Origin of the sequence: Burkholderia sp. AU45251 (genome assembly GCF_030482905.1) — a bacterium.
GTDB classification, from domain to species: Bacteria; Pseudomonadota; Gammaproteobacteria; order Burkholderiales; family Burkholderiaceae; genus Burkholderia; species Burkholderia aenigmatica.
The window spans coordinates 24,013-39,050 of record NZ_JAUJQH010000028.1 but is presented as its reverse complement, the minus strand read 5'-3'; the positions used below and the strand labels follow the sequence as shown (position 1 = coordinate 39,050).

The following is a 15,038-nucleotide window of genomic DNA, read 5'->3' as shown; positions in this document are numbered from 1 at the left end:
TGCTGGGAGGGACCGTGCGGACAGCACACGGCGCTACGAAAGCCTTAGGCTAGTCGTAGCGATAGCGGCCGCGCTAGGCGGCCGGAGGTAATTCGGGGGGTGTTCGGAAAGGAACGCATGAGGACAACTCTAAGTCAGGATGCGCTCTCGTGTCAAATGCCCTGCAAGCGGGGCCGGTTCGCGAGCGCGCCGTCAGCGCGCGATGCGGGCGATCTGCACGATCGTCGCGACCTGCCGGGCGACCGTGTCGGGCACCGGCACTTCGCCGCGCAATACGGCGTCGGTCCACGCGGCCGTCGTGGCCGCATCGCGCGATTCGGGCAGCGCGACGGGGGACGTATCGGTCGACGAGCGTTCGGCTTCGATCAGCGTGTCGCACACGCCGTCGTGCAGCCAGTCGACCTGCACCTGGCGTCGCGTATCGGCCACGGCTTCGCCCTCGGTGCCGCGTGCCAGCAGTGCGCCGCCGAGCGCGGCGTCCGGATGGTCGCGGAACAGCTGCGCGAGGCTGTCGCGGTACGGCGGGTGCGTGTAGTTGACGAGCCGCAGGCCGGCCGGCGCGAACGGCTGCAGGATCTTCACGAGCGTGTGCGTCGAGTTGCGCACGCCGAGCACGCTGCGCATCGACAGCAGATGTGCGATGCGCGGCGCCAGCACCTCGATCGACGCGAACGCGACGCGGCGCTCGGCGAGCGTGTCCTCGATCGCATCGTGCGATGCCGACGGCGCGAGCGACAGTGCCGAAAAGATCTCGGCGCTCGTCACGCGGCCCGGATCCTGCTCGACGCCATGCACGAGCACCGGCACGCCTTCACGCGCGAGCAGCAGCGCGAGCAGCGGCACGAGGTTCGGCTGCTTGCGCGCGCCGTTGTAGCTCGGGATCGACACGGGGCGGAACGCGGCGTCCTGCACGTGCACCGGCGCGAACGACGCCTGCGCGGCGGCGAGCATCGCGGCCAGCTCGTCGGCGGATTCGCCCTTCAGCCGATAGGCGATCAGGATCGCGCCGAGTTCGACGTCCGACACGCGCGCGTCGAGCATCGCACGATAGAGCTCGAACGTGTCCTCGGCGGACAGCGCGCGTGCGCCGTGCGGGCCGCGGCCGATTTCCTTGATGAAACGGGCGCACGGGAACGGAACGGCAGCGGGATCGTGGGAAGCGGTCATCGGGGCGTGGGGCGGGCGGCCGGTATCGGGCCGCGCTGTGAGCGGTGAGGAATGCCCCGAGTATCGCACGGGTGCGGCTGTCGCCAAGCGAGGCCGCGCGGCGCGGCGCGCTACACTCTGGTTCCCGGCGGGGCGCGCGCCGGCTGCGCCGCGCCCGTGCCGTTGCCGGCCGAATACGACTACGAGAGACATCCCATGAAGCTCTACAGCTATTTCCGCAGTTCCGCGTCGTACCGCGTGCGGATCGCCCTGAACCTGAAGCAGCTACCGTTCGACTACGTGCCCGTGCACATGCTGCGCGACGGCGGCGAGCAACTGAAGGACGCGTACCGCGCGCTGAATCCGGACGCGGTCGTGCCGACGCTGACCGACGGCGACGCGACGCTGCAGCAGTCGCTCGCGATCATCGAATACCTCGAGGAAACCCATCCGGAACCGGCGCTGCTGCCGAAGCAGCCGGTCGATCGCGCGTATGTGCGTGCGGTCGCGCTGCAGATCGCGTGCGAAATCCATCCGCTCAACAACCTGCGCGTGCTGAAGTACCTGAAGCACACGCTGCAGGTGCCCGAGGAGGCGAAGAACGCGTGGTACCGGCACTGGATCGAGGCGGGCTTCGAATCGCTCGAGACGCGTCTCGCGAGCGATCCGCGCACCGGCAAGCTGTGCTTCGGCGACACGCCTACGCTCGCCGACGTGTGCCTCGTGCCGCAGGTGTTCAATGCGAACCGCTTCTCGATCGACACGACGCGTTATCCGACGATCCAGCGGATCGTCGACCATGCGTCGACGCTCGATGCGTTCAAGGCCGCCGAGCCCGGTGTGCAGCCTGACGCCGAGTGAGCGGAGCGCGCTCTTGGTGACGAGAGGGCGCGCGTGAAAAAGGGCGCCCGAAGGCGCCCTGTGCGACGGATGCCGGCGGTGTTCAGCCGAGCAGCGCGTCCGCGAATTCGACTGCGCTGAACGGCTGCAGATCCTCGACCTTCTCGCCGACGCCGATGAAGTAGACGGGCACCGGGCGCTGCCGCGCGATCGCGGCGAGAATCCCGCCCTTCGCGGTGCCGTCGAGCTTCGTGACGATCAGGCCGGTGAGGCCGAGCGCGTCGTCGAATGCCTTGACCTGCGTGAGCGCGTTCTGGCCGGTGTTCGCGTCGATCACCAGCAGCACTTCGTGCGGCGCGCCGTCGTGTGCCTTCGAGATCACGCGCTTCACCTTCTTCAGCTCTTCCATCAGGTGCAGCTGCGTCGGCAGGCGGCCGGCCGTGTCGGCCATCATCACGTCGATCTTGCGCGCGCGCGCGGCGCTGACCGCGTCGAAGATCACCGCGGCTGGATCGCCGCTTTCCTGCTGCACGACCGTCACGTTGTTGCGCTCGCCCCAGACCGCCAGCTGTTCGCGCGCGGCCGCGCGGAACGTGTCGCCCGCGGCCAGCAGCACCGACTGGTCGAAGCTCTGCAGGTGCTTCGCGAGCTTGCCGATGCTGGTCGTCTTGCCCGCGCCGTTCACGCCGGTGATCATCATCACGAGCGGCTGCGCGCGGCCGAGCATCAGCGATTTCTCGAGCGGCGTCAGCAGCTCGACGAGCAGGTCGTGCAGCGCGGCCTTCACCTGCTGCGGGTCGGTCAGGCGGCCTGCGCGCACCTTTTCGCGCAGCGCGCCGAGCAGGTACTCGGTCGCGTCGACACCCGCGTCGGACATCAGCAGCGCGGTTTCGAGCTCCTCGTACAGATCCTCGTCGATCTTCGTGTTGACGAACACGCCGGTGATGCTCGAGCCCGTCTTGGCGAGCCCCGTTTTCAGGCGCGCGAGCCACGATTTCTTCGCGGTGGCGTCCTGCAGCGGCGGCGGAACGATTTCGACCGTCTCGACGACTTCGTCGCGGCCGTCGTTGGTCGGCGTGACCGTCATCACGACGGCCGGCGCGGCCGGTTGCGCGGGCGCTTGCGGCACTTCGACCGCAGGCGGAGCCTCGAGCGCGGGCGCATCGGACGGTTCGTCCGTTTGCTGCGCGTCGGCCGATTGCGATTCCGCCGGATCGGGCTCCTGCGTTTTCTTGAATCGTTTGAAGAAGCTGAACATGGTCTGACGTCGGGAAGAGGGCGGGCCGCCGCCAGGGGCGGGCACCGGACGGGCCGTTCTGCGTTCGCGCGGGCGCGGCGCACGGCGGCCGAAACCGTGCATTTTATCAGTGCGGCGGGGCGCTCGCGTCAGTGTGCGCCGCCGCTGTGGTAACGTGCGCCTGTTTGGCGGTGCGCCCCCGCGCGCGCCCGGTCCCTCCGTCGTCGATATTCCGTATGTCCCGTTCCTCTTCCGGCCGCCCGGCGGCCCCTTCCAGCCGCGGCAAGCCGCACACGATCCGCATCATCGGCGGTGACTGGAAACGCACGCCGCTCGCGGTGCTCGATCTCGACGGCCTGCGGCCGACGCCCGATCGCGTGCGCGAGACGCTGTTCAACTGGCTCGGCCAGGATCTCGAAGGCCGGCGTTGCCTCGACCTGTTCGCGGGCACCGGAGCGCTCGGTTTCGAGGCCGCGTCGCGTGGCGCGGCGAGCGTCGTGATGGTCGAGCGTCATCCGCGTGCCGCGCAGCAGCTGCGCACGATCAAGGACAAGCTCGGCGCGCGTGCGGTCGAGGTCGCGGAAGCGGACGCGTTGCGGCTCGCGGCCGGGCTCACGCCGGGCGCGTTCGACGTCGTGTTTCTCGATCCGCCGTTCGGCGATCTGGCCGTGCTCGAGCGCGCGATCGCGCTGGCGGCATCGCTCGTCGCGGCGGGCGGCGCGCTGTACGTCGAGACGGGGGCGGAGCTCGATCCGGCCGCGCACGACGCGCTCGCAGGCTGGCAGGTCGTGAAGCACGGCAAGGCCGGGGCGGTTCACTATCATTTGCTGCGGCGCGAAAATGATGAATAATGCGCGTTCCATACGAGGCGGCGCGCCGCAAAGGCGACGCATGCCCATCTCGGCAGCGGCGTGCGCATCGCACGGCTGCCATCCCGTTTGCGTGATGACAGGAGGAGCGACATGGTAGTCGCCGTGTATCCCGGTACGTTCGATCCGCTGACACGCGGGCACGAAGACCTCGTGCGGCGTGCGTCGAGCATTTTTGATACGCTGGTGGTCGGTGTTGCCGACAGCCGCGCGAAAAAGCCGTTCTTCTCGCTGGAAGAACGTCTGACGATTGCGAACGAGGTGCTCGGCCATTATCCGAACGTGAAGGTGATGAGTTTCACCGGCCTCCTGAAGGATTTCGTCCGCACCAACAATGCGCGCGTGATCGTGCGCGGCCTGCGCGCCGTGTCCGATTTCGAATATGAGTTCCAGATGGCGGGGATGAACCGCTACCTGCTGCCCGACGTCGAGACGATGTTCATGACGCCGTCCGATCAGTACCAGTTCATCTCGGGGACGATCGTGCGGGAAATCGCGCAGTTGGGCGGCGATGTCAGCAAGTTCGTGTTCCCGTCCGTCGAGAAGTGGCTGACCGAGAAAGTCGCTGCGATGGGAGGCCCTGCCGCGTGATGCGGCGCCGGCCGGTTTCGTTGCGAAGCCGGCCGCTGGCCTGAAGAAGTGAGATCAGTATGTCTTTGATGATTACCGACGAGTGCATCAATTGCGACGTGTGCGAGCCCGAGTGCCCGAACGGCGCGATTTCGATGGGCCCGGATATCTACGTGATCGACCCGAACAAGTGCACCGAGTGCGTCGGCCATTTCGACGAACCGCAGTGCCAGCAGGTGTGTCCGGTCGAATGCATTCCGCGCGATCCGCAGCATGACGAATCGCACGCGCAATTGATGGAGAAGTATCACGCGTTGACCGCCGGGAAGGGCGACGACGCGTCGTGACCCGGAGGTGACGCGCGCGCTCGAGTTCGTCGGCACGCACGTCACGCATCCCGATCGGCGCCGCCTGGCGCCGGTTCTTTCGTCTCAGGCCAGCAGCTCGCGCAACGCCGCGACGAGCGCATCGCATTCGGCGTCGGTGCCGACGGTGATGCGCAGGTGCTGGTCGATCCGCGGCAGCCGGAAGTGCCGCACGAAAATTTCCCGTTCCTTCAGTTTTACCGCAATCGCGCCCGCGTCGTGCGCGGGATGGCGCGCGAACACGAAATTCGCGGCCGACGGCACGACGTCGAAACCGAGCGTGTCGAGCGCGTGCGTGAGCCGCGTCCGGCTGTCGATCACGCGCCGGCAGGTTGCGCTGAAATAATCGGTGTCTTCGTACGCGGCCTGCGCGGTAACCTGCGCGAGCCGGTCGAGCGGGTACGAGTTGAAGCTGTCCTTCACGCGGTTCAGCGCGTCGATCAGCGCGGCATCGCCGAACGCGAAACCGACGCGCATGCCCGCAAGCGAGCGCGCCTTCGACGTCGTATGCACGACGAGCAGGTTCGGATGGCGGTCGATCAGCGTAATCGCGGACTGCGCGCCGAAGTCGACATAGGCTTCGTCGATCACGACGACCGACGACGGATTCGCGGCGGCGATCCGTTCGACGTCCGCGAGCGGCAGCGCGCGCCCGGTCGGCGCGTTCGGATTCGGAAACAGCACGCCGCCGGCATCGTCGAGATAGTCGTCGACGCGGATCGAGAAGTCGTCCGCGAGCGGCACGATCGACGTCTGGACGCCGTACAGGCGCGCATAGGTCGGATAGAAGCTGTACGTGATGTCGGGGAAGCGCAGTGGCCGGTCGTGCTTGAGCAGCGCCTGGAACGTGTGCGCGAGCACCTCGTCGGAGCCGTTGCCGACGAACACCTGCTCGGGCTTGATGCGGTGATGGGCCGCGACCGTCTCGCGCAGCGCGCGCGCAACCGGGTCGGGATAGCGGCGCAGCGTGTCGCCGGTCTCGCCGAGTTCGCGCGCGATCGCCGCGACGACGCGCGGCGACGGCGGATAGGGATTCTCGTTGGTGTTCAGCTTGACGGGGTGTGCGAGCGCGGGCTGCTCTCCCGGCACGTAAGGCACGAGTTGCTGAACGACGTCGCTCCAGTAACGGCTCACCGCTTGGCTCCTGTCGGGCAAAGCGACCAGATTACCGCATGTGCGCGCAGGGTGGGGCGGGTGGACCCGCCCGGTGACGCCGGACGGCCCGATGCACCGTCGCGGTGCGACGCGGTCAGTTGCGATGCAGCTGCATCGTCGCGCGGTCGAGTTCGCCCTTGACGACCATCGGCATCACGGCGAGCGCGCGTTCGATCGACGCGTCGATCACGTCCTGTTCCTCGCGGCGCGGCGGCTTCAGCACGAAGTTCGCGACGTCGGGCTTCGCGCCGGCGCGTGCACCTTCCGGAATCAGGTCGCGCGGATGGCCGATGCCGATCCGCAGCCGCCAGTACTGCTGCGACGACAGATGCGCGGTGATGTCCTTCAGGCCGTTGTGGCCGCCGCTGCCGCCGCCGAGCTTCAGTTTCACGGTGCCGGGCGGCAGGTCGAGCTCGTCGTGCGCGACGAGGATCTGGTCGGGCAGGATCTTGAAGAATTGCGCGAGCGCGACGACCGACTGGCCGGAGCGGTTCATGTAGGTTTGCGGCTCGAGCAGGTGGACTTCCTCGCCGTGCAGGCGCGCTTTCGCATAGAAGCCGTGGAAGCGGCGTTCGTCGCGCAGCGTCGTGCCCGCTTCGCGGGCGAGCTGGTCGATCAGCCAGAAGCCGGCATTGTGGCGCGTCGCGGTGTATTCTGCCCCGGGATTGCCGAGGCCGACGATCAGTTTGATCATGACGTTTCGAAGGCGGCAACGGCCGCCTGGGCGCAGAAAAAGAAAAACCCGCCGGGCAAGCCGCGGCGGGTTGCGTCGACCGTTTCGAGAAACGGATCGATGGGGCGCGTAAGCAGCCCGCTTAGGCAGCCGGCGTTTCGCCTTCTGCTGCGTCCGACACGGCACCAGCCGGGACCGTCGCCGATGCGACAACCGGGTTTTCCGCGTCGACGTGCGCGACCAGCGCGACGCCCTTCGGCAGCGTGATGTCCTTCGCGTGCAGCGATTGACCCGCTTCGATCTTCGACAGGTCGACTTCGAGGAACTCCGGCAGGTCAGCCGGCAGGCACTCGATTTCGATTTCCGTCGCGACGTGCGAAACGATCGCGCTCGACAGCTTCACAGCCGGGCTGACTTCAGCGTTCAGGAAGTGCAGCGGAGCCTTCGTGTGCAGCTTCTTCTTCGCGTCAACGCGTTGGAAGTCCACGTGCAGCACCAGTTGCTTGAACGGGTGGTATTGCACGTCGCGCAGCAGAACCTGTTGCGACTGGCCGGCCACTTCGAGGTCGAGGATCGACGAGTGGAAAGCTTCCTTCTTCAGGGCGTGCCACAGGGCGTTGTGATCGAGTTCGATCTTTTGCGGGGCTGCTTCGCCACCGTAAACGATACCCGTGGTCTTACCAGCGTTGCGCAGGCGGCGGCTCGCACCCGTACCTTGCTCTTGGCGCTCGAAAGCGACGACTTTCATGTGATTCTCCAATAGCTGCCCGCGACCAGGCAGTAAAACGGGGCCGTCAAACAGCGGCCCCCGATGAAACGGCGGGGTTTCGTCTATCCCGTCCGATTGTGCAAAAAGCGAAGCGTTGCCGCTTCGCTTTCTGCGCATGCTTTGTTCAGTCGATTCGCGATCAGGATTCCGCGAACAGCGACATCACCGAATCGCCGCGGCGGATCCGCGAGAACGTTTCGGCCAGCAGGCTCGCGCTCGTCAGTGCACGGATCTTCGAGCAGCCCAGCGATTCGGCGGACAGCGGGATCGTGTCGGTGACGACCAGTTCGTCGAGTGCCGACGCAGCGATGCGATCGGCTGCGCCACCCGACAGCACCGGGTGCGTCGCGTAGGCGAATACCTGCTTCGCGCCGCGTTCCTTCAGCACTTGCGCGGCCTTGCAGAGCGTGCCTGCCGTATCGACCATGTCGTCCATGATCACGCAGGTGCGGCCTTCGACTTCACCGATGATGTTCATCACTTCGGAGACGTTCGCCTTCGGGCGACGCTTGTCGATGATCGCGAGATCGCAGTTGAGCTGCTTCGCGAGTGCCCGGGCACGCACCACGCCGCCGACGTCCGGCGACACGACGAGCAGATCCGAGTAGTTCTGCTTGCGCAGGTCACCCAGCAGGATCGGCGTTGCGTAGATGTTGTCGACCGGGATGTCGAAGAAGCCCTGAATCTGGTCGGCGTGCAGATCCATCGTGATGATCCGCTCGACGCCGGCGATTTCCAGCATGTTCGCGATGACCTTCGCCGAGATCGCGACGCGCGCCGAACGCGGGCGGCGATCCTGACGGGCATAGCCGAAGTAGGGGATGGCTGCAGTGATCCGGCCGGCGGATGCGCGCTTGAGCGCATCGACCATGATCATCAGTTCCATCAGGTTGTCGTTCGTCGGTGCGCACGTGGATTGCAGGACGAAGACGTCCTTGCCGCGCACGTTTTCCTGGATCTCGACCTGGATCTCGCCGTCGGAGAAACGGCTGACCATTGCTTTGCCGAGGGGAATACCAAGGATATTGACGACTTCCTGGGCGAGCGCGGGATTCGCGTTGCCAGTAAAGACCATCAGGCCATCATGGCTGTGGCTGCTCATCGTGCACCTGCTTCAGGCTTGGGCGGGAAATGCGGGAAAATTTTTGGCAGGGGAGGAAGGACTCGAACCCTCGCATGCCGGAATCAAAATCCGGTGCCTTGACCAACTTGGCGACTCCCCTACACTTAACTGACTGCTTTACCGAACTCGTGTAGGCCGTTCGGCAAAGTAAAACTTCATGACGCGAAAGCGAAGAGCGGATGCTCGTTCAGGCTCTCGGCAACTGCACCATTCCAACCGGTGGGCAGCTTGGCTTGCGCCGCTTCTGCCTCATGTTTGCTGTGAAACGCTGCAAACACGCTTGCTCCGGAGCCGGTCATCCTCGCGGGGGTCACATCATACAACCATTTGACCACCTGCGCAACTTCCGCGTACTTACTTGTTACAACTTGCTGCATATCGTTCCGACCGAAACTATCTGGCCATCCCGCATCGCTGCTTTGCTGTGCAAGAAAGTCCGTAATTGTGACGCGCTTCGAATCTCTTGTCAACAACTCATCTGAAAATATTTCAGCGGTTGGGACGTGAACGCGGGGCGTTACAACCAAGAACCAGCGAGTCGGCAATTGTACCTCAGCTAATTCTTCTCCGATACCCTCTGCGAACGCATTTTTTCCAAAAATAAAAAACGGGACGTCTGCGCCGAGTTTTACCGCGAGCGACTGGAGCTCGGCACGCGGCAGGTCGAGTTGCCACAGGCGGTTCAGCGCGAGCAGCGTCGTCGCCGCGTCGGAACTGCCGCCGCCGAGGCCGGCTCCCATCGGCAGGCACTTGTCGATCTCGATGTCGACACCGTGCGCGGTGCCCGTATGCGCTTTCAGCAGGTTGGCCGCGCGCACGACGAGGTCGCTTTCCTCGGGTACGCCGGGCACGTCGGTGACGCGCGCGACGCGACCGTCGTCGCGCAGCGTGAAGTGCAACGTGTCGCCCCAGTTCAGCAGCTGGAACACGCTCTGCAGATCGTGATAGCCGTTCGGACGGCGGCCGGTGATGTGCAGGAACAGGTTGAGTTTCGCGGGCGCAAGGCAGTTGCGCAGCGAGCGGGTCGAATCGGTCATGCGTATGTCTGGGCTAGGCAGGTGCTCACTGATCGAGCACGAGCTTGATGTCGAGCGGCGGTGTCGCGCGCACGAGGTTGACGCGTTTGACGCCCGTGGCCGGGGCATCCGCGTAGGCGAGGTAGTCGATCGTCCAGCCGTCCTGGCGGATCTGCTTGACGCGCGTGCCGTCGGCCGGATCGCGCACCGTCTCCGCGTGCGTCGCGGGCGCGGCGGTCGGCAGCAGCCAGTAGCGCAGGCCCGCGAGCGGCAGTTCGAAGCCGAGCGTTTTCTGCATCAGGTCGCCGACGTCCGGCGCATATTGCGTCGGACGGTTCGGCAATTCGAGCGACGCCGCCTGCGGCGTCGACTTCACGACCGCGAGCGTCTGGCCGAGCGGGCTGCGCAGCTCGAGCGACACGTCGTCGCCGTGCTCCTGCCAGTCGAAGTTGCCGTACACGTTCTGCTGCTTGCCGAGACGGTCGTCGTACTGCACCGCGAAACGGCCATGGTAAGCGTGCGTTGCGGCAGTCTGCAGCGCCGCACCGGTCGGCGCGTTTGCCGACGGCGGCGTGCTCGCGCAGCCGGCGAGCGCGAGCGCCGCGCCGGCTGCGGCCAGCGTGCGCTGCGCGCGGGAGGACAGGGAAAACATCGGGAACATCTGCATCAGAGACCGTTGATCTGGAGGCGTTTCAGCGTCTGCACGAGCGTGTCGTTGTCCGGCTCGAGCTTCTGCGCGGCACGCCACGCGGTACGCGCGTCGTCCTGCGCGCCGCTCTTCCACAGCACTTCGCCGAGATGCGCGCCGATTTCGGCGTTCGGCTGCAGTTCGTACGCACGCCGTAGCACCTTCGCCGCGCCGGCCGTATCGCCCATCCGGTACTTCACCCAGCCGAGGCTGTCCATGATGTACGCGTCGTTCGGCGCGAGCGTCATCGCCTTGTCGATCAGCTTGCTGGCTTCGGGCAGCCGCTGGTTGCGGTCGGCGAGCGAATAGCCGAGCGCGTTGTACGCCTGCGGATTGTCGGGCTGCGTGCGGATCAGCTCGCGCAGCTGCTTTTCCATCGTCGTGTAGTGGCCGGTCTTTTCGGCCGCCATCGCGTAGTCGTAGCGCAGGTCGGGATCGTCGGGGAAGTCCTGGACCGCCTGCCCGAGCCGGGCCTCGGCTTCCGGGTAGCGCTTCGCGGTGAACAGGATCGACGCGTCGGTGCGTGCGACCACGGCCGCATCGCGCGGATCCGTGATCGGCAGGTCGTCGAGCACCTTGCGTGCCTCGTCGGTCTTGCCCTGTTTCTGCAGCAGTTGCGCGCGCGTGATCTGCGCGGGGAGGTAGTGCTGGCTCGTCTGGTCGACCTTGTCGAGCCATTGCGACGCCTGCGCGTCGTTGTCCTGGTCGATCGCGATCTGCGCGAGGTAGATGTAGCCCTGGCCGACGTCGAGGTTCGGCTGCTTGTCGCCGAGCTGGACGTACTGCTTCAGGTAGACGGTCGCTTCGTCGAGCTTCTTCTGCTGGATCTTGATCAGCGCGAGCGCCATCAGCGGCGTCGGATCCTTCGAGTCGAGCTTGCGCATCGTCTCGAACTGCTTCTGCGCGTCGTCGAGGCGATCGTCGGCGAGATAGAGCTGCGACAGCGCGAGCCGCGCATCGCGCGACTTCGGATTCTGCTGAACATACTTCTCGAACGACGCGATGCCCGCCGCACGTTCCGCGGGCCCCATCTGCGACAGCATCAGGGCGGCCGGCAGGTAGTCGGGGCGGATCTGCAGCGCCTGCTTCAGCGACTGCGCGGCACCGTCCTTGTCGTCGACGGCAAGCTGCTGGCGCGCGATCGCGAGCTGGGCCTCGGGCCGGTTCAGGTCGTTCTTCAGCATGTCCTTCAGCACCGCGAGGCCGCCGACGCGGTCGGAGCCGCGCACGAGCAGCGCCTGCAGCGCGAGGATCGCCGGGCCGCGCGTCTCGCCGGTCGCCCGTGCCAGCTCGCGCGCGAGCATCGGCTGCGCGTCGGCCGGCTTGCCGGCGAGCACCAGCAACGCGGCGTCGACCTGCGATGCGCGGTTCGAATCCGGGGAGTACTGGCGCCACAGGTTCGCGGCGGACAGCGCGTCGGCCGGGCTCTGCGCGCCGAGCGCGATCTCGGTCGCACGCTGCGCCATGCGCGGATCGCGCGTGTCGCGGGCGAGCGCGAGGTAGGTCTGGTAGGCCGGCGCCGGCTGGTTACGCTGGAGCGCGACCTCGGCGGCGAGCACCTGGTAGACGATCTGGCTCGTCAGCGGCACGCTGGGGAGATTCTTTTGCTCGTCCGGCATCACGTGCTCGAACGCACCCTGCGGCTCCGCGTCGTCCGATGCCGGATCCTGCGCGTGGGCCGGGAAGGCGGTAAGGGTCCAGGCAGCAAACAACGCGGCGCCGAGTGCACGGCGGACCGGGAAGGCGCGTGCGCCGCGCTCGGCGGCGGGGCGCTTCTGAAGCAGCTTCGAGGGCAGGGTCATGGAAATCCGTTCGATGTTTCAACCGATTGTAACGCGCTCGCTACAATACACGCACGATCGGTAATCCAGTCTCAGACCCGCAAACAATGCCAGAGTTGCCAGAAGTCGAAGTCACGCGCCGGGGCATCGAGCCCTTTGTCGCAGGCCGCCGCGTCGAGCGTGTCGACGTCCGTACCGCGATGCTGCGCTGGCCCGTGCCGGCCGGGCTCGCCGAGCAGTTGCGCGCGCGCGAGGTGCTCGCCGTCGAGCGTCGCGGCAAGTACCTGCTGTTCGAGGTCGATGCGGGCTGGTTCATCGTCCATCTGGGCATGACCGGCACGCTGCGCGTGCTGCCCGCGGACGGCGTGCCGGCTGCCGCGAAGCATGACCACATCGACTGGATCTTCGACGAATTCGTGCTGCGGTTCCGCGATCCGCGCCGCTTCGGCGCGGTGCTGTGGCACCCGCGCGAAGCGGGCGACGTGCATGCGCATCCGCTCCTCGCGAGCCTCGGCGTCGAGCCGTTCTCGCCGGCGTTTACCGGCGCGCTGCTGCATGCGCGCACGCGCGGCCGCACCGTGTCGGTCAAGCAGGCGCTGCTCGCGGGCGACATGGTCGTCGGCGTCGGCAACATCTATGCGTCGGAGAGCCTGTTTCGCGCGGGCATCCGGCCGACGACGGCCGCGGGCAAGGTCTCGCTGCCGCGCTACGAGCGGCTGGCCGATGCGGTGCGCGCGACGCTCGCCGACGCGATCGAGCGCGGCGGCAGCACGTTGCGCGATTTCGTCGGCAGCAACGGCGAAAGCGGCTATTTCCAGCTCGACTGCTTCGTCTACGACCGTGCGGGCCAGCCTTGCCGCGTATGCGGCACGCCGATCCGCCAGATCGTGCAGGGCCAGCGGTCGACCTATTTCTGTCCGACGTGCCAGCGTTGAAACCTTTTTTCACGATTAGATAACTTGAAGCCGCCCCGCATCGCCCCCGCTCCGTTCCCCGTTACGCCGCTGCACCGCACGTTCGCCACGCGCCTGGTCGCGTGGCAGCGCGAGCATGGCCGCCACGACCTGCCGTGGCAGAACACCCGCGATCCGTACCGGATCTGGCTGTCGGAAATCATGCTGCAGCAGACGCAGGTGTCGACCGTCATCCCGTATTACACGCGCTTTCTCGAACGCTACCCCGACGTCGCCGCGCTCGCGGCCGCGCCGACCGACGACGTGATGGCGCTGTGGGCGGGGCTCGGCTACTACTCGCGCGCGCGCAACCTGCACCGCTGCGCACAGGTCGTCGTCGCCGAGCACGGTGGCGCGTTTCCCGCGACCCCCGACGCGCTTGCCGAACTGCCGGGCATCGGCCGTTCGACGGCCGCGGCGATCGCGTCGTTCGCATACGGCGCGCGCGCGACGATCCTCGACGGCAACGTGAAGCGCGTGCTGGCGCGGGTGTTCGGCATCGAGGGCTTTCCGGGCGAGAAGCGGGTCGAGAACGACATGTGGGCGCTCGCCGAATCGCTGTTGCCCGACGCCGCGAACGCGGCCGACGTGAGCGCCTATACGCAGGGGCTGATGGATCTCGGCGCGACGCTGTGCGTGCGCGGCAAGCCCGATTGCGCGCGCTGCCCGTTCGCGGGCGACTGCGTCGCGCAATCGACGGGCCGCCAGCGCGAACTGCCGGCCGCGCGGCCGAAGAAGGCCGTGCCGACGCGCAAGACCTGGATGCTCGTGCTGCGCGACGGCGACGCCGTGCTGCTCGAGCGGCGGCCGCCGACCGGCATCTGGGGCGGGCTGTGGAGCCTGCCGCAAGCGGACGGCGACGCCGCGCTCGCGGAACTCGCGCGCGGCTTCGGCGGCGGCGGCACGGTGCCGCTCGCGCCGCTCACGCACACGTTTACGCATTTCCGGCTCGAGATCGAGCCGCGGCTGAGCGACATGGCCGACGGTGGCGGGCTGCCTTCGGGCGCGCGGGACGCGGACACCGCCTGGGTGCCGCTGAGCCGGCTCGACGCGTATGGCGTGCCGGCACCGGTGCGCAAGCTGCTCGATGCGCTGAGCGGGCCGCTGCTGTAACGAAGGGGAGGGGGCGCGCTCAAGAAAACGCCGGGCCGTCCCAAGTTTTCTTGACCCCCTCGGGGGCCTGGCGCGGAGCGCCAGGTCTGGGGGCCTTTATAACCAGCCGTGCCGGCCGAGCACGTGGTGCACGGCGTCGATGCGCGCGCCGACGTCCGGAAACTCCATCAGCTTCTGCCGCGCGCGCAGGTCGAGCGGCAGCAGTTCCGCGAGGCGGTTCGACACCCAGCTCGGATCGTCGAGGCGGAACGGTTCGCCGAACGGCATCTTGCCCGGTTCGGACTTCTTCAGCGCGTCGATGATGCGCTCGAGCACCTCGGCGCACGAGCCGAATTGCGCGAGCGTCTGCTCGCCTTCGAGCGGGATGTCGTCGGGCAGCGGCTCCGCGATGCCGACCAGCAGCCCGTTGCCTTCGACGCGATACGACAGCAGCTCGAAACGCTGCGTGCCGACCGCCTGCAGGTACAGCATGCCGAATTCGCCGGTATCGCACTCGGTGATGCGCGCCATGCAGCCGATGGTCTCGGGCACCGATACAGCACCGTCCTGCGCGACTTCGGGCCCGCTCTTCAGCAGGCACACGCCGAACGGTGCGTCGTCGCGCAGGCACGCGCGGGACATGTCGAGATAGCGCGCCTCGAACACCTTGAGCGGGAGCAGGCCTCCCGGAAACAGCACCGTGTGCAGCGGAAACAGCGGCAGGTCGATCAGGGTGGTCGATAGGGAGGACATGGCGCGCG

The 15,038-nt window shown here is 67.0% G+C and carries 16 protein-coding genes and 1 tRNA gene; 6 read left to right on the top strand and 11 right to left on the bottom strand.

Features of this window, described 5'->3' with window-relative positions:
- Positions 1 to 192: 192 nt before the first annotated feature.
- Positions 193 to 1,167 (bottom strand): DNA-binding protein YbiB, encoded by a 975-nt coding sequence (ybiB, locus tag QZM67_RS33900; RefSeq protein ID WP_301810102.1) that lies wholly within the window; start codon positions 1,165 to 1,167, stop codon positions 193 to 195.
- A gap of 195 nt (positions 1,168 to 1,362) precedes the next feature.
- On the opposite strand from ybiB, the gene maiA reads away from it, so the two are divergent.
- Positions 1,363 to 2,007 carry a maleylacetoacetate isomerase gene (gene maiA / locus QZM67_RS33895; protein ID WP_175025440.1) on the top strand — a complete coding sequence of 215 codons (645 nt, stop codon included), beginning with the start codon at positions 1,363 to 1,365 and terminating at the stop codon, positions 2,005 to 2,007.
- A gap of 82 nt (positions 2,008 to 2,089) precedes the next feature.
- On the opposite strand, the gene ftsY is transcribed toward maiA, so the two are convergent.
- Complete coding sequence (ftsY, locus tag QZM67_RS33890) at positions 2,090 to 3,244, bottom strand: signal recognition particle-docking protein FtsY (protein ID WP_043187283.1); 1,155 nt, start codon at positions 3,242 to 3,244, stop codon at positions 2,090 to 2,092.
- A 215-nt stretch (positions 3,245 to 3,459) separates the two neighbouring features.
- On the opposite strand from ftsY, the gene rsmD reads away from it, so the two are divergent.
- From rsmD to QZM67_RS33875, 3 genes are all read left to right on the top strand, one after another.
- On the top strand, positions 3,460 to 4,074 hold the full coding sequence (rsmD, locus tag QZM67_RS33885) for a 16S rRNA (guanine(966)-N(2))-methyltransferase RsmD (protein WP_301810098.1): 615 nt from the start codon (positions 3,460 to 3,462) through the stop codon (positions 4,072 to 4,074).
- Positions 4,075 to 4,185: 111 nt separating this feature from the next.
- Positions 4,186 to 4,683, top strand: coding sequence for a pantetheine-phosphate adenylyltransferase (gene coaD, locus QZM67_RS33880; RefSeq protein ID WP_031403077.1), 498 nt, complete (start codon positions 4,186 to 4,188; stop codon positions 4,681 to 4,683).
- Between the two features lie 59 nt (positions 4,684 to 4,742).
- Positions 4,743 to 5,009 (top strand): YfhL family 4Fe-4S dicluster ferredoxin, encoded by a 267-nt coding sequence (locus QZM67_RS33875; protein WP_175025443.1) that lies wholly within the window; start codon positions 4,743 to 4,745, stop codon positions 5,007 to 5,009.
- Between the two features lie 84 nt (positions 5,010 to 5,093).
- Here QZM67_RS33875 and hisC read toward each other — a convergent pair whose 3' ends face one another.
- From hisC to QZM67_RS33835, 8 genes are all read right to left on the bottom strand, one after another.
- A complete protein-coding gene (gene hisC, locus QZM67_RS33870) occupies positions 5,094 to 6,161 on the bottom strand; it encodes a histidinol-phosphate transaminase (RefSeq protein ID WP_301810094.1) in 1,068 nt (355 codons plus the stop codon).
- Between the two features lie 115 nt (positions 6,162 to 6,276).
- The gene (gene pth / locus QZM67_RS33865) at positions 6,277 to 6,876 is read right to left on the bottom strand and encodes an aminoacyl-tRNA hydrolase (protein WP_089451303.1); all 600 of its coding nucleotides are present in this window, start codon (positions 6,874 to 6,876) and stop codon (positions 6,277 to 6,279) included.
- A gap of 121 nt (positions 6,877 to 6,997) precedes the next feature.
- Positions 6,998 to 7,603 (bottom strand): 50S ribosomal protein L25/general stress protein Ctc, encoded by a 606-nt coding sequence (locus tag QZM67_RS33860; protein ID WP_043187294.1) that lies wholly within the window; start codon positions 7,601 to 7,603, stop codon positions 6,998 to 7,000.
- Positions 7,604 to 7,763: 160 nt separating this feature from the next.
- Complete coding sequence (locus QZM67_RS33855; RefSeq protein ID WP_043187297.1) at positions 7,764 to 8,726, bottom strand: ribose-phosphate pyrophosphokinase; 963 nt, start codon at positions 8,724 to 8,726, stop codon at positions 7,764 to 7,766.
- 44 nt (positions 8,727 to 8,770) lie between these two features.
- Positions 8,771 to 8,847: transfer RNA gene (locus tag QZM67_RS33850), tRNA-Gln, on the bottom strand.
- 55 nt (positions 8,848 to 8,902) lie between these two features.
- Positions 8,903 to 9,784, bottom strand: a complete 882-nt coding sequence (gene ispE / locus QZM67_RS33845; RefSeq protein WP_174937826.1) for a 4-(cytidine 5'-diphospho)-2-C-methyl-D-erythritol kinase — start codon at positions 9,782 to 9,784, stop codon at positions 8,903 to 8,905.
- Between the two features lie 25 nt (positions 9,785 to 9,809).
- Entirely contained in the window at positions 9,810 to 10,430 is a 621-nt protein-coding gene (gene lolB / locus QZM67_RS33840; RefSeq protein WP_043187304.1) for a lipoprotein insertase outer membrane protein LolB, read from the bottom strand.
- Positions 10,430 to 12,253, bottom strand: coding sequence for a tetratricopeptide repeat protein (locus QZM67_RS33835; protein ID WP_043187307.1), 1,824 nt, complete (start codon positions 12,251 to 12,253; stop codon positions 10,430 to 10,432). Before QZM67_RS33835 ends, lolB begins: the two co-directional genes overlap by 1 nt.
- Before the next feature lie 86 nt (positions 12,254 to 12,339).
- Between QZM67_RS33835 and mutM the strand changes: the two genes are divergently transcribed.
- Positions 12,340 to 13,167 carry a bifunctional DNA-formamidopyrimidine glycosylase/DNA-(apurinic or apyrimidinic site) lyase gene (gene mutM, locus QZM67_RS33830; protein ID WP_175025445.1) on the top strand — a complete coding sequence of 276 codons (828 nt, stop codon included), beginning with the start codon at positions 12,340 to 12,342 and terminating at the stop codon, positions 13,165 to 13,167.
- Positions 13,168 to 13,191: 24 nt separating this feature from the next.
- Positions 13,192 to 14,298, top strand: coding sequence for an A/G-specific adenine glycosylase (gene mutY, locus QZM67_RS33825; RefSeq protein ID WP_301810088.1), 1,107 nt, complete (start codon positions 13,192 to 13,194; stop codon positions 14,296 to 14,298).
- A 96-nt stretch (positions 14,299 to 14,394) separates the two neighbouring features.
- Here mutY and QZM67_RS33820 read toward each other — a convergent pair whose 3' ends face one another.
- Positions 14,395 to 15,030 carry an LON peptidase substrate-binding domain-containing protein gene (locus QZM67_RS33820; RefSeq protein WP_043187316.1) on the bottom strand — a complete coding sequence of 212 codons (636 nt, stop codon included), beginning with the start codon at positions 15,028 to 15,030 and terminating at the stop codon, positions 14,395 to 14,397.
- Between the last annotated feature and the right edge of the window lie 8 nt (positions 15,031 to 15,038).

Bases quoted from the DNA above. Each gene is read 5' to 3' on its own strand.
- QZM67_RS33875 (WP_175025443.1), top strand. From the start codon at position 4,743: ATGTCTTTGATGATTACCGACGAGTGCATCAATTGCGACGTGTGCGAG.
- lolB (WP_043187304.1), bottom strand. From the start codon at position 10,430: ATGCAGATGTTCCCGATGTTTTCCCTGTCCTCCCGCGCGCAGCGCACG.
- ispE (WP_174937826.1), bottom strand. From the start codon at position 9,784: ATGACCGATTCGACCCGCTCGCTGCGCAACTGCCTTGCGCCCGCGAAA.
- ybiB (WP_301810102.1), bottom strand. From the start codon at position 1,167: ATGACCGCTTCCCACGATCCCGCTGCCGTTCCGTTCCCGTGCGCCCGT.
- maiA (WP_175025440.1), top strand. From the start codon at position 1,363: ATGAAGCTCTACAGCTATTTCCGCAGTTCCGCGTCGTACCGCGTGCGG.
- QZM67_RS33820 (WP_043187316.1), bottom strand. From the start codon at position 15,030: ATGTCCTCCCTATCGACCACCCTGATCGACCTGCCGCTGTTTCCGCTG.
- rsmD (WP_301810098.1), top strand. From the start codon at position 3,460: ATGTCCCGTTCCTCTTCCGGCCGCCCGGCGGCCCCTTCCAGCCGCGGC.
- QZM67_RS33835 (WP_043187307.1), bottom strand. From the start codon at position 12,253: ATGACCCTGCCCTCGAAGCTGCTTCAGAAGCGCCCCGCCGCCGAGCGC.
- mutM (WP_175025445.1), top strand. From the start codon at position 12,340: ATGCCAGAGTTGCCAGAAGTCGAAGTCACGCGCCGGGGCATCGAGCCC.
- QZM67_RS33860 (WP_043187294.1), bottom strand. From the start codon at position 7,603: ATGAAAGTCGTCGCTTTCGAGCGCCAAGAGCAAGGTACGGGTGCGAGC.
- ftsY (WP_043187283.1), bottom strand. From the start codon at position 3,244: ATGTTCAGCTTCTTCAAACGATTCAAGAAAACGCAGGAGCCCGATCCG.
- QZM67_RS33855 (WP_043187297.1), bottom strand. From the start codon at position 8,726: ATGAGCAGCCACAGCCATGATGGCCTGATGGTCTTTACTGGCAACGCG.
- pth (WP_089451303.1), bottom strand. From the start codon at position 6,876: ATGATCAAACTGATCGTCGGCCTCGGCAATCCCGGGGCAGAATACACC.
- coaD (WP_031403077.1), top strand. From the start codon at position 4,186: ATGGTAGTCGCCGTGTATCCCGGTACGTTCGATCCGCTGACACGCGGG.